We start from the raw sequence: 13,588 nt of genomic DNA, 5'->3' as shown, positions 1-13,588 counted from the left end.
ATTATGAGAGAACGTCGTTTACTAATTGTTTTAACTCATCAAGTTCGGTGCGTAATTGGGATACTTCAGTTTCTAGCTGTTCAATACGCTTATTCTCTTCTGAGCTGTGTGTGTGAGTATTTTGACTCTGCTCTATAGTGACGGTGTCACTAATATCGCCACAGAACAAATGTCCATATCGAGCTTCGCGCTTTCCTGGTTCTTTCGATAATTTAACAACTTTAGGGGCGTTCTCATCTGCCGCTAATTTATTTAATACGGCTTCTACTTGTGCTACATTTTCAAATTCGCATAAACGTTGGGTACGAGTTCTTAGCTCGCCAGGTGTTTGTGGCCCACGCAGAAACAAAACGCATAATATGGCAATTTCTTGTTTTGACAGTTTAAGGCTACCAAACTCTGTATTACAAAATCGATGTTGATACTTTGCCACTCTTGAGTTACCACGAGTTTCATCAGTCACGATACGATCGTTAATTAATGTATTTAATGCATCTAAAACATCAGATTCACTCATCGATGTGACAGGGTCACGGTTGCTCTTTTGGTTACATGCCGTGGTTAATGAATTGAGTGTTAGTGGATAGTGTTCTGGCGTTGTGATTTCTTTTTCAATTAAACAACCAATAATGCGGATTTCTGTTTGGGTTATTGTTCTCATTATTTGTAATCCTTTTACTATAATCGATACTATACACAATAAAAATGTGAGCTATATTACTAAATACTGATGTTGATAATGTAATTAGTGATCCCTCAGTCTTCTATCCATGATAATATTCTTTCGTTAGTTTAATATCAATTGGAGAAACCTGTATGGGCCTTTTTAGTAGTCGGTCTACCGCAGCATCATTATCTATTATTGCCAAAGGCTGTCGTGTAACAGGTAATATTGAATCAGATCAAAGCATTCAAATTGACGGCTTTGTTAGTGGGAATATCTTTACAGAAGCGGAAGTAATTGTAACGCCGACTGGTAGAGTTCAAGGTGACATAAACGCTGGATTAGTACTTATTAATGGTCTAGTTGAAGGTACTTGCCAAGGTGGTGAAGTAAGTATCCAGCCAAAAGGAAAGTTCAAAGGCACAATGCAAACTCAGCATTTGACTATTGAAAAAGGTGGCTTACTTATTGGTGAAAACCGTGAAGTTGTTGAGTCAGAAAAAGTAACTCTTATCTCTAAAAATGAAACAGCAGACATTGAAGAGAAAAAAGCGGTTTAATTTATCGGTTAACTGTTTTTTTTAGCACTGTATTGATCTTGTTATTGTTTTCAATGTTGCATTTATGATTTAATCAAGAAAGTGGCTATTACATATTATAGGAAATAAAAATGAATAACGTTTTTGAAATCATCAACCAAGCACGTCGTAAAAATAAACTAAAGCGTGAGCTACAAGATAACCAAAAGAAAATTCGTGATAACCAAAAGCGTGTGACTCTTTTAGAAAATATGCTGGATTATATTCACCCTACAATGTCTACAGACGAAATCATTGCAGTTGTTCAAAATATGAAAGCTGATTATGAAGATCGTGTTGATGATCACATCATCAAAAGTGCTGAGATCTCTAAATCACGTCGTGATATCAGCCGTAAGATCCGTGAGCTGACAGAAGCGGATAAGAAAGCAAATAAATAAGTTTAAATAAAATGGAGACTATCGTGTCTCCATTTTTTTGTCTTATTTATCACATTTTCATTTATTTGTTTAGTGTTTCAGCCAATGCCTCTGCGGTAACATCTTCAACAGCAAGAAACATAGATTTAATCTCCCCTGTTGTACTTCGCATTGGGTTTAATGTGACATTCTGATACATAAAGTGACTTTGTTGAGTTATCGGTCGAACATTACGACAGTGAAATAAATAAGGCCTTTGTCGCCAAATAACAAAACTTCGTGTACCCAGTTCAAAAACTGGCTTTGACTTTGCTTTAAACCAAGAGCTATCTATCTCTGGGAATATTTCAAATAATGACTTTCCCATTACATCATGGGCTTGTTTGCCACTATGGTGTGTCATAAAGCCATTCCAAAGATGAACATTGAATTCTTTATCAACTACGATTAAGCCAAGGTCAACATTTTGTACCATGTCAACCATCCAGTGAAATTGTTCAAACTCAGCAGGAATACCATTCATTATTCATCATCCAGTAAGTAAGCTAGTTTATTATCTAATATAGGTAATGACTCATCGACAATCATTAAAAGTAAATCGCACTTAATGTTTGTATTATCAATACTGTAACTTACCTCAAATGCCATAATACGATTGAACGACCCTTTGGTTGATTCAATAACACTGTTCACCGAAACATGTTGACCAAGAAGAACTGGGGCGCTTTGAAAGAATCTAACCTCTGCTTGCTCACCAATTCCTTTTAAGAATGCCCCTACTAAAATATTAGACACATCCATCAATAACTCTAGTTCTAAGCTATTCTCTGTTACTTCGGGGTAATCCATTAATTTAGTTAGATCTGTTACGCTTGAATCGCTTAACAGTACCAAGGCTTCTCCTGCAATCCCTTCACCACTAAATCCTTGACATACTCCTGACATATTTTCATTACTGGCTAAATGACGAAGTGTCATCTGAAGTTCGCTCATCTCAAATAAATTCACGTTTGGCAAAGGCATATGAACAAAAACATCGAAATGACGAGCCAAAGAATCAGCTGCTCGGCCAATTGCAACATTAGCGACTTCTAAATATATATCACGGCGACGAAGTTGAATAGACGTTACTGGTTGTGGCGAATACGTCGCTTGAACTTCAGGTTTAATGCTAATTGAACCTAGTGTGGAAATTAATGTAGGCTTATCAACAGGTTTTTTTATAAATGCTTTAGCACCAAGTTCTGCTACTTTTTGTTGCGCCTTTGGTTGAATATCACCTGAAACAACAACAACTTGAGTTGTTATCCTGCGTGCTCTCATTTCTTCTAATGTCCCATAGCCATCCAACTCAGGCATGGTAAGGTCAAGAAATAAAAGATCGTATGACTGAGCTTCAAGCTTAGCAATGGCATCCCAACCGTGTTGAGCAAATTCAATATTTGCTCCCCATGAAGAAGGTATCACTCGTGCTAATTGTTTACGAGCAAGTGCTGAATCATCGCAAATTAAGATGGAAATCGCCATCTATAAACCCTTTTTTTTAATAAAACTATCATTACTATATCAAGGAATGATTATTATAGATACGGTATAGCATAATTCAAAAACAAAAAAGGAGCCTAAGCTCCTTCTTTTCAATGACTAGCAGAGGATTTAGTTAAACCGTACCAGAATGTCTATTTAATAATTGTTGCGAGATTTTACGATCTTTAATTTTAAACCATAGGTATGTTGCTACGATTGAAAAGAATAGATAAGAAACAGCAAAAATAAATGGCGAAGTAATTAATTCTGCATCCACAGCCATCATAACTCCTACGATAGTTACCGCCATTTTTGAAAATAGACCAAGCAGTAACAGTACTAAAGCCAGTTGTGGGTATTTTGTGGTTCTAAATGCAAACCAGTGACAAGTGCCAACCGCAAGTGTCGCAATACTTAAGCCTAGGATAAATGAATGAAAATGCTCAGCAGCAGCAACACCGCCTATAGTAGAGAGTAAGAAGATAAATAATAGTTTCATAAACACCTCGAAGATAAATTGAGAGCATCCCTTCAATTTTGAAATCTTTGTTTACGTAGTATTTTATCGCTTTTTATTGGAAATTCAACTAAGGGAAAAATAGAGGTTGTTGCGTAATTGTTGCGTGATCTCATTAGGATTTAGCCTTTAAAGAGTAAATGCTGAACTGCAGTAATATAGTCTTATATATGAAGCGCAATTTGTTACTTAATGGTTAAATTAAACGTTAAAATAAAAATAGAAGTAAATGAATTTTTTTGAAGTAAAGCAAAAAAAAGCACTCAATCACTTGAGTGCTTTTTATCATGAAAGAATAGAAGCTATATTATGCTTGAGAAGCCGCTACATAGTTTTCTAACTCTTCAACTTGTACTGTTGTGATGTAGTTTCCATCTAAGTAAAATGCAACGCTATCATCTGTCTTCTCACCACGCAGCACTTGTTGAGTACCATCTAGTAGTGCAACGTGCATCTCTAATGTGTTTTCATCGATTTGATTAAACGAAGCATTTTTCACATTGTTATTTACTTGAAGTGGCGCAATTGGTGCTTTGGTCATTGATGAATCAATTTTATCATTTACTTTAAAAACAGCACCACCAACATTGGTATCTACTACTGCTGGGCTTTTACCTGTAATGATGTTTTTACCAGTCCAAAATTCAATTGAGTTAAATACAAATAGATCGGCAAATGCAGCAACACCATATACAGGCGCTAATAGGATATAAAGCCCAGCACGACCATAACGGTTATCTACTGCTTTTAAGTTACCAAATGCAACAAGTTTTGATACACCCATTTGACCCATACAACCTGTAAGTGTTGTGATGCCTAGAGTAACTGCCACTGCGATTTTAATTTTTTTGAAGTTCATATTTTCTCATATTATTGGTTATGTTTTAACGCGGCGGATATTATCAAGCAATTAATTGTAAAAATAGATGTTAGATCATAAATTTACATAAACCTGACAATTTAATGCCGATCGCGTCATTATTTTGATAGTGTCAAATATGGAATATTAGATTGAAAAAACATGGTGTAATTTTCATACAAACTATTCCAATAAACACAAAGTGCTGATAAACTCCGCGCTCATTAACGTGATGTAAGTCATGTTTATATGAGTACAATCAAAAAAACATACATTAAACTGTAATAAACTTTCAACTCACTGAGATTGCGATGAAAAATATCGATAAAGCAATGCGTATCCTGCTTGCAGGCTTCTGTATTAACCTATGTTTGGGAATTCTTTACGCATGGAGCGTATTTAACAAGGCTCTTGTTACTGATATGGGCTGGACGGCATCACAAGCCTCTCAACCTTATGCAACTGCAACAATCACTTTTTCTATCTGTCTTCTTGTTGCTGGTATTCTTCAAGATCGCATGGGCCCACGCTTAATTTTGATCTTCGGTACAATCTTAGTTGGCCTAGGTATGATCGCATCAAGTTTTGCTGACACTGTTTTTATGCTTAACTTAACGTTTGGTGTGATGACTGGTGCTGGTATTGGTTTTGGTTACGCTTGTCTTGCGCCTTCTGCTATGAAGTGGTTCCATCCTTCTAAGAAAGGCATGGTTAATGGCTTAATCGCTGCTGGTTTTGGCCTTGCTGCTATTTACTTAGCGCCTGTTACTTCAGCATTAATTTCAATGTATGGTATTCAAACAAGTTTCTTAGTTCTTGGTGTTGCGATTCTTATTATTGCTGTTCCATTAGCAACAACAATCAATAACCCACCAGAAGGTTACCAACCTGAAGAACCAAAAGTAAAAGCAGGTAAAGCTGCGGTTACAACACGTAAACCAATGGATTTAAACTGGAAAGCAATGCTTAAAACACCTCAGTTTTATTCTTTATGGATTATGTATGCATTTGCCGCGTCTGCAGGTCTTATGATCATTGGTAACATTACTACTATCGCAAGTATGCAAGCAAATCTTCCTAACGCGGTTTATTTAGCGTCACTTCTTGCTATCTTCAATTCAGGTGGCCGTGTGGCTGCTGGTATGCTGTCAGATAAAATTGGTGGTGTTAAAACGCTACTTATTGCATTTGTTCTTCAAGGTGCAAACATGGCATTATTTGGCATGTACGACAGTGAAGTGATGCTAATTATTGGTACTGCAGTTGCCGCTGTTGGTTATGGTACGCTTCTAGCTGTATTCCCATCACTTACTGCTGAATTCTACGGTCTTAAAAACTATGGTACCAACTACGGTGTGCTTTACACGTCATGGGGTATTGGTGGTGCTATCGGTGCAGCAGTTGTAGGTTATTCTATGACACAAGGTGGTGATTATGCTCTGGCTTACACTATTTCTGCAGTAATGGTTGGTGTTGCTATTGTTCTTGCATTAATTACTAAACCAATTACAGAAGAAAAAGCACAACAGCTAAGCCCTGCTACTGTTTAAAATTCTTAGTTAAATCAAGCCCGTTTATCGAAAGGTAAACGGGCTTTTTTTTGTTTTTTTCCGCATTTATTATTACAATAAAACTTGTCTCTTTATTTCATGGATACCGTTATGTTTTTCAAACGCCCATTATTTCTCATTTTGGTCATTATTTTTTCTGGTTGTGCGACATACGCAACGTACAATTACGATCAGCTGTTTGGAAAGTCACAAGTACAACAAAGGGTCTATGACTATCAATCCCCTGAAGGTATTGACTATTTAACGGATATCAAACCAATTATAGATAACCGATGTGTTGTTTGCCACGCATGTTACGATGCACCTTGCCAGCTAAAAATGTCTTCCGCTGAAGGGATCGACCGAGGTGCGCATAAATCGCTTATCTATCAAGGAACACGTCTCGTAGCGGCTAACCCTACTCGACTTTTTGAAGATGCTCAAACAACTCAAGAATGGCGTGATATTGGCTTTACTCCCATTTTAAATGAACGTGAGCAAAGTAGTATTGCTAATACTGAAGCGGGTGTGATGGCTCGCATGCTTACTTTAAAACAAAATAATCCACTTGCTAAAGACGATCAACTGCAAGGTTACGATTTTTCAATCGACCGTGAGCAGCAATGCCCTACTATTGAAGAGATGGCTGATTATGAATCACAATACCCGACATGGGGCATGCCTTATGGGATGCCAGAGTTAAATACTCAGGAACATGATTTGCTGTATTCTTGGCTTGAGCAAGGTGCCAAAATGAGTGATATAAAGCCTTTAAGTGATCATGAAGTTACGTTGATCAATCAATGGGAATCCTTCTTTAATGGCGATTCATTAAAGCAACAACTCACAAGTCGCTATCTGTACGAGCATTTGTTTCTTAATAATTTGTATTTTAATACTGAACCATCGCATTTACGTTTTTTTAAATTAGTTCGTTCTTCGACTCCACCAGGGAAACCGCTGTCATTAATAGTGACTCGCCGACCTTATGATGACCCTAACGTTGACCGTGTTTATTACCGTCTCGTTGCTGTTCGCAGCACAACTGTTGATAAAACACATATGCCATACTTTCTTGATAAGAATCGCTATCAAAAGTGGCAAGAATGGTTTGTAAATAATAGTTACACTGTAACTAGCCTCCCAAGTTATTCAACAGAAATTGCTGCGAATCCACTGGTTACTTTTGTCGATTTACCTGTTGATTCACGGTATCGTTACCTATTAGATGAGGCTCAAGATACAATTCAAGGCTTTATTAAAGGTCCGGTTTGTCGTGGACAGTTAGCTTTAAATGTAATTAATGACCATTTTTGGGTCTTTTTTGTTGATCCTGAAGCAGCTAATAACCCAAATGTTGAGCAATTTTATAGAGAGCAAAAACAGAATTTAGCTTTGCCTGCGGAATTAGACAGTACTACTGTACCAATTACGAGTTGGATTCAATATTCACGTAACCAAGCTCGTTATTTGGAGGCTAAAAATACGTACCTAAATCAGGTCTTTAAAAATGGACAGCATTTAACGCCAGAACTCGTCTGGGCGGGAGATAAAAACAATGATAATGCAGCTCTCACCATTTATCGACATTTTGATAGCGCATCTGTAATTAAAGGGCTTAATGGACCAACACCCAAAACGGCTTGGGTTATTGATTATGCTTTATTAGAGCGAATTCACTATCTACTCGTTGCTGGATTTGATGTCTATGGTAATTTTGGTCATCAATTAATGACACGTATGTACATGGACTTTTTACGAATGGAAGGTGAAAGCAATTTCTTAACGCTATTACCAAAAGAGATACGTCGAGAAGAGTGGCAAAGTTGGTATCAAAATCCATCTCCTCAATTAAGTAAATATATGCAGCGAGATGTTCAACCATTTGAGCAGCCAACAAAGATCGAGTATGTCTCGGATAATCCAAAGGCAGAGTTATTCTCATTATTACGTAAACATATCGGTGGGAATGTAACTCAACGTTACAACGTAGCGAATTCAAAATTAGCAACAAGTACATTAGTTAAGTTACGTGAAATCGATGCGATTAAAGGTGAGGGTTTACAATACTTACCGCAAATCATCACGATTAAAATCATTGCAGCAACAGATAAACGAAGTGAATTTTTCACACTACTTAATACCAGTGCACATAAAAATATATCATCTCTGTTTAATGAAGAAAAAAATAGAGCTCCGGAATTAGATCGTTTTTCTCTGCTTTACGGCATTGTTGGTAGTTACCCTGCTGCATTTTTAGAAATTAACGAAACTGATGTGCCTAGTTTTGTTAAGCAACTCGCTGATATTGATACCGAAGTAGATTATATTAAACTACTGGATAACTTTGCTATTCGCCGAAGTTCAGACAAATTTTGGGCTTACAGTGATGAACTAAGCCAATGGTATCGAGAACACTACCCTGTTGAAGCTGGTTTATTAGATTATAATCGCTTTGAAAATCGTTAATTCTTAATATTAACTATTGAAAGTCCAGAGTTATGAAGCGACACTGGACTTTTTTATAAGGAAGACTTTTTGTTAGAGTCGTTATTTATTAATTCGCTGAGTGCATTTGGTGATGATTATAAAGCGCTTTGTCAGCATCATTACCCTACTATTCACAACCGGGGAATGTCCCCTGCGCATTTAAGTGCTGCGTTTCAGCGGCGGTTGCTGGCATTAGTAAAACAAGAATGTACCGATGTCGAATGCTCAATGCACTCATATGATACAAATCATGACCTTTATATTTATACTGTTGTAATAGAGAATAAAAAAACATGGTTAATTTACCCTCAGTTTCTTAACGCAAAAACGGAAGCTAAAGATCAAATTTTTTCTGCTATTAAACAGTTAGTCAAAGAGAGTAAAATCAAACGCTCAGACCATCTTGCTATTTTGTGTGACCATTGGTATGACAGAACTCGTAGCAGCAAAACACTGTATCATTGGTGGACTGGTAATTTACCTGAGGTGGGAATAAGCTTTAATCATCAAGGGATCCATAATTTAATTCCAGAAGATAATGATGATCTCGCCATTATTATACAAAAAAAGTTTCAGCTCGCATGCATTAATCGCTCTATTTTCCATCCATTAGAAACGACTAACAAGCATGCGCTACTAAAATATTTCCTTTGTTTCGCTTTGTTCGAATGTTCTACAAACTAAAAGTACTGTTAACCTAACGGTTCCTTTTTGGGATCATTATTGATGTGCTCAATATTAATAACCCCTCTACACCCTAGATTTTCAATTTGCGTCTTATGTAACTGCGTAGTTAAATAAAAACCGTATTGATAGCAAGTATCACCTGCTTGATTTTTAAATTCTTTACGATAGACAATGTTCCCCATCATCGCAGGAAAAGAACGGATCCTTAATTCACAACAGCCTTCCTGAAGCTTCCGTTCGCTGGTAAATCCAAACCCTTTTTTTGATACATCCATCAGCTTAACACTGACAAATGGCATTAATCGATGTGCCCAAAAAATTTTTGCATTGACCGATTTTTTACATTCAAATCTAGGCCAACGGCGTTTCAGTAAAAATTCCACATATCACCTTGATGAAATCACTATGTGGCTATTTTCAACAAAAAAACGAGATAATTCAATCAAATTATCGCATTTTTTACTACCGTACGGCATAAACTATTGTAGTTCAAAGTGATAATGTACATATCTATATGAAAGGAGCATGAAAATGGCGTCTATATCATGCTAATAATTAAGATTCGCATGCATTTAAGCGCCAGAATGACGCCCCGTTACTTGGTTCATGTTTACCCTTGAGCTTATTAATATACTTGTGCCAACTCTACGGGGTAACCTCGTTCTTTTGCTAATGCTTCTGCTTTCTTTTCAACTTCTTCTATAGTAAAAATTAACGCTGATTTTTTATTTTCTTGTAGACGTATTAATTGCGCTATTTCTTTAGCGCATGTTATCGCAGAAGATGCTTTGACAATTTCAGCCCTAAAGTAACCGTCAGATGTATAGGATATGTTTGCTGCTCTTAATGTAATGTCATCGCCAGGGATTTGTTGAGCGCCATACAATGCCTTTCCGCCGGGTCTTGCTTGCGCAAATTCTGGCATAAATTGAGCTAAATAATCGATGGCCTTTTGTGTTCTCTCTTTTTGTACTTTTTGATCCCAGCCTTGGGTGATTTTTTTATTAAACTCTTTAGGTAATTTAGGGTGTGCTGAAAGATGACAAGAACTTGATAAACCATTTTTAAATAGCGTTATTTCTTCTGTCATACCATGTAACTGAAAATACCCATTTGGGTATGGCGTAAATTGAGCCATACCTTGAGGTGTTCCTCGTTCTCCATGAAAGATTATTTCGGGCCACTTACCATAATTTTCGTTGCCCCAGTGGGTAACGTATGCGGCTTTAAACTCAACCAATCTCTTTTTAGGCTTATTGGCAAGATCGTCGATTATGCCTGTTTTAAAACCGGCGCTGTTAATTATATAATCAAATGTATCTGAGTATGCTTGACCTTCTTTTGCGTAACTCAAAACCCAACCATTATGATCTTCTTCATTTTTGACCACTCCATTTACTGAACTGGCATAATTTAGGGTTACGTTGCTTTGATTGGATAATGTTAATTGTGCTGTCGCTGCCATACGAAAGACACTTAAGCCATATTCTTGAACAAGCACTATTGGGTATTTTAATTGGTTCAGGTCGACTTGTTTGGAAAAACCAATTAACCAATCATCAAGTGTTTTAGGGTTATTGGTTGGAGGGTATGATGCAATTCTTTGCAGGTCTAATTTTGAATAGGTTTTAAAGTAATCAGATGCAGGGCCAAAAACTTGATTACTTTGGTCATCTTCTATTAATTTAGAATAGATTTTCTGCAATAACTTTAGACGAGGTAGTAACGCCTCAGGTTGACCTTTATCGACTTTAGGGATTGCGATAATAGTTGGCCGTTCGTTTAATGTATGAGGAAAGTAACGCACAGTTTCAATAGATTCAGTGAGTAACGTCGTACATTGTTCATCAGAGATCTCTCGGTATAAATTCCCCCCTGCATGAAGGTGACATATTGGCGGCCCATTAACTAAACTTGTGCCTTCTTCAAAGACATTAATATCAACATCATACTCAGATAAATACATGGCAATGCTTGAGCCTGCTATCCCGCCACCAATAATGGCAATTCTCTTATGTGATTGTCTTTTATCCATCTTATTTTTATTTATCCAAGGCTATTTTTATTGACTTATGTATTTTACTTCGCGTCACAAAAAAATAATAGGATATAACAAAAAAAAGCTTGCTATAGAGGTATTTCTTTTAAATTTCATTGTGTTAAGTGGTTATTCAAATAGTTACCCACAGAAAATGTGGATAACTGTGAGTAACTCTTATCCCCAAAGTGTTAAATTCAGAATGCGTACAAGTACGCCAATAAAAAATAAACTTACGCCAATGCGATACCATTTATGCTCTTGGAGAGATAGGTCAATTCTTTTAACAAAAAGTAGACATGCTCCACCCCAATCTGCGGTTCGTTTTCCATACAGTGAAATGGCGAGCAAAAGACAAATAATTCCTGAGCCAATAAGTAAATTTTCTAAAATAGTAACGATAACATTCATACTGTATTCCTTTACGTAATTAGCATTACTATGACTTGAAACTCTTTAAAAAGTAAATTAGCCAATGGTCGTAGAGTTATTTTTCATATCGGCATGAAAGAAGTTCTTATTATGACGGGCTTTTTGTTATACTGCTCACAACTTTATTTGATAATGTGAATGTAATGGAACATCTTGAAGCCAAACTAAAAAAATTAGAAAAAAGAAACTATCGTAGCTATACCTCTATTAAAGGGGAATATGACTTCACTGACTTCACTTTATCTATTGATAATGTTCAATCTGATCCCTATGCGCCGCCGTCACGATTAAGAGCTAAACGTGCATGGTCGCTTACGCATCTTCAGTGGTTACAAGAAACGTCTCTTGATTATCAGCGTGCTGCAAGAGATTTTCTTGCTCGTCATTTCAGTCAATTGCTTGAGAAAGACACGACATTGTCAATTGCGCTTTCTGGCCAAACGGTTTTAGATCATACATCGGTTATTTTTGATGATGAAGGGATTGAACTTCGTTATAACATGAACTTACCTGCTGATGGTCGTGAGATCTTAGCGAAACGCGCGATTAATATTTTGACATTCCACATGCCAAAATATATCCGTCGTACTTTATTGGCTCGTGAATTACCAATTGATGAGCTAAAAGCGCACTGCCAAGTTATCGTTGATCAAGTCGCGCTGCGTCGTCAGTTAGCAGAACATAATTTAGTGGCTTTTGTTGCTAATGGCAGTATTTTACCGCGTATTGCTGGTAATAATGATCGCCCAATGAAAGACGCAATTCCATTCCAAAGCCCTGCTTCTCTTGAGGTAGAGTTATCTACACCGAATCGCGGTCTTATTAAAGGCATGGGGATCCCAAAAGGTATCACTCTGATTGTTGGTGGTGGTTTCCATGGTAAATCAACGTTATTAAATGCCTTGGAACGTTCTATTTACGATCACATTCCTGGTGATGGTCGCGAATATATCGTTACTGAAGAGTCAACGACTAAAATTCAGGCAGAAGATGGCCGTTGTGTTCACAATTTGAACCTATCGAACTACATTAATCATTTGCCTATGGGTAAAGATACGACCTGTTTCTCTACCCAAGATGCCTCTGGTTCTACATCACAAGCAGCATGGCTTCAAGAGTCATTAGAAGCGCAAGCAAAAACGCTATTAATAGATGAAGATACTTCAGCAACTAACTTCATGATCCGTGATGAGCGCATGCAAGCATTAGTTAATAATGGTGCTGAGCCTATTACCCCATTAGTTGATCGCATTGGTCAGTTACGTGATGAACTTGATGTTTCTACCATTTTAGTAATGGGTGGCTCTGGTGATTACCTTGATGTTGCCGATACTGTGATTCAAATGCATGATTACCAAGCGGTTGATGTCACTGTAAAAGCAAAAGAAGTGGTAGCGACTCATCCTACAACGCGAGTTCGTGAAGGTTCTGAGCATTTATTACCGACTCAAACTCGTCAATTGAATCGTTCTTCTCTTCAAGCTATCTTGCAAGAAGGTAAATTTCGCATTCAAGCAAGAAATAAGAATACATTACGCTTTGGTCGCGAGTTAGTTGATATTACCGCCATGTCGCAATTACAGTCATCAGCGCAAGTTCATGCGATTGGTTGGTTATGGTTCCAACTTTCTCAAACTCCAGGTTGGGAAACTGACCCAGTTGAATTTATTGCGCAGCAACTGCATGACAACTGGCACGAATTAATGCCAAAACATGGTGATTTAGCTAAGCCTCGTGTTATTGAAGTTATGGCGACATTAAACAGAATGCGAGTTGCTGACTTCAAATAACTAACTTATCAATTATAGCCTCCAATCACGGGGGCTTTTTTATATTTAATGTCTTGTCCTGAAATGTGTTTACATA

At 37.2% G+C, this 13,588-nt stretch carries 14 protein-coding genes; 6 read left to right on the top strand and 8 right to left on the bottom strand.

From position 1 onward, the window contains the following. Window position 1: 1 nt before the first annotated feature. Window positions 2-661 carry a YceH family protein gene (locus tag PVK63_RS12960; protein WP_130087647.1) on the bottom strand — a complete coding sequence of 220 codons (660 nt, stop codon included), beginning with the start codon at window positions 659-661 and terminating at the stop codon, window positions 2-4. Window positions 662-816: 155 nt separating this feature from the next. Between PVK63_RS12960 and PVK63_RS12955 the strand changes: the two genes are divergently transcribed. Further along, window positions 817-1,224: a bactofilin family protein gene (locus tag PVK63_RS12955; protein ID WP_130046126.1), complete on the top strand. Its 408-nt coding sequence runs from the start codon at window positions 817-819 to the stop codon at window positions 1,222-1,224. 110 nt (window positions 1,225-1,334) lie between these two features. Beyond that, window positions 1,335-1,643, top strand: a complete 309-nt coding sequence (locus tag PVK63_RS12950) for a DUF496 family protein (protein ID WP_130046127.1) — start codon at window positions 1,335-1,337, stop codon at window positions 1,641-1,643. A gap of 61 nt (window positions 1,644-1,704) precedes the next feature. On the opposite strand, the gene PVK63_RS12945 is transcribed toward PVK63_RS12950, so the two are convergent. The 4 genes from PVK63_RS12945 to PVK63_RS12930 form a co-directional block, all read right to left on the bottom strand. Beyond that, a complete protein-coding gene (locus PVK63_RS12945; protein ID WP_130046128.1) occupies window positions 1,705-2,145 on the bottom strand; it encodes a PAS domain S-box protein in 441 nt (146 codons plus the stop codon). Then, the gene (locus tag PVK63_RS12940; RefSeq protein WP_130049263.1) at window positions 2,145-3,149 is read right to left on the bottom strand and encodes a response regulator; all 1,005 of its coding nucleotides are present in this window, start codon (window positions 3,147-3,149) and stop codon (window positions 2,145-2,147) included. The genes PVK63_RS12945 and PVK63_RS12940 overlap by 1 nt, the downstream gene beginning before the upstream one ends. A gap of 133 nt (window positions 3,150-3,282) precedes the next feature. Further along, window positions 3,283-3,648, bottom strand: coding sequence for an NADH:ubiquinone oxidoreductase (locus tag PVK63_RS12935; protein WP_130049262.1), 366 nt, complete (start codon window positions 3,646-3,648; stop codon window positions 3,283-3,285). Between the two features lie 325 nt (window positions 3,649-3,973). Next, window positions 3,974-4,525, bottom strand: coding sequence for a DUF3332 domain-containing protein (locus PVK63_RS12930; RefSeq protein ID WP_130049261.1), 552 nt, complete (start codon window positions 4,523-4,525; stop codon window positions 3,974-3,976). A 311-nt stretch (window positions 4,526-4,836) separates the two neighbouring features. Here PVK63_RS12930 and PVK63_RS12925 point away from each other — a divergent pair, with 311 nt between their 5' ends. The 3 genes from PVK63_RS12925 (at window position 4,837) to PVK63_RS12915 (ending at window position 9,249) form a co-directional block, all read left to right on the top strand. Next, complete coding sequence (locus PVK63_RS12925; RefSeq protein ID WP_130046132.1) at window positions 4,837-6,075, top strand: L-lactate MFS transporter; 1,239 nt, start codon at window positions 4,837-4,839, stop codon at window positions 6,073-6,075. A gap of 111 nt (window positions 6,076-6,186) precedes the next feature. Next, window positions 6,187-8,544, top strand: coding sequence for a fatty acid cis/trans isomerase (locus tag PVK63_RS12920; RefSeq protein WP_130087648.1), 2,358 nt, complete (start codon window positions 6,187-6,189; stop codon window positions 8,542-8,544). A 69-nt stretch (window positions 8,545-8,613) separates the two neighbouring features. Further along, a complete protein-coding gene (locus PVK63_RS12915; RefSeq protein ID WP_130087649.1) occupies window positions 8,614-9,249 on the top strand; it encodes a hypothetical protein in 636 nt (211 codons plus the stop codon). Window positions 9,250-9,257: 8 nt separating this feature from the next. On the opposite strand, the gene PVK63_RS12910 is transcribed toward PVK63_RS12915, so the two are convergent. The 3 genes from PVK63_RS12910 to PVK63_RS12900 all read right to left on the bottom strand — a co-directional run bounded on the left by PVK63_RS12910 (window position 9,258) and on the right by PVK63_RS12900 (window position 11,701). Next, window positions 9,258-9,635, bottom strand: coding sequence for a hypothetical protein (locus tag PVK63_RS12910; RefSeq protein WP_130049258.1), 378 nt, complete (start codon window positions 9,633-9,635; stop codon window positions 9,258-9,260). Window positions 9,636-9,877: 242 nt separating this feature from the next. Beyond that, window positions 9,878-11,287 (bottom strand): NAD(P)-binding protein, encoded by a 1,410-nt coding sequence (locus PVK63_RS12905; protein WP_130087650.1) that lies wholly within the window; start codon window positions 11,285-11,287, stop codon window positions 9,878-9,880. Between the two features lie 180 nt (window positions 11,288-11,467). Beyond that, window positions 11,468-11,701: a hypothetical protein gene (locus tag PVK63_RS12900; protein ID WP_130087651.1), complete on the bottom strand. Its 234-nt coding sequence runs from the start codon at window positions 11,699-11,701 to the stop codon at window positions 11,468-11,470. 164 nt (window positions 11,702-11,865) lie between these two features. Between PVK63_RS12900 and PVK63_RS12895 the strand changes: the two genes are divergently transcribed. Then, window positions 11,866-13,512 carry an ABC-ATPase domain-containing protein gene (locus tag PVK63_RS12895; protein ID WP_130087652.1) on the top strand — a complete coding sequence of 549 codons (1,647 nt, stop codon included), beginning with the start codon at window positions 11,866-11,868 and terminating at the stop codon, window positions 13,510-13,512. Window positions 13,513-13,588: the final 76 nt, after the last annotated feature.

It is taken from the genome of Aliivibrio sp. S2TY2 (assembly GCF_028765525.1).
Taxonomy (GTDB): Bacteria; Pseudomonadota; Gammaproteobacteria; order Enterobacterales; family Vibrionaceae; genus Aliivibrio; species Aliivibrio finisterrensis_A.
The sequence above is the reverse complement of the archived record's forward strand: the minus strand, read 5'-3'. Positions and strand labels throughout refer to the sequence as shown.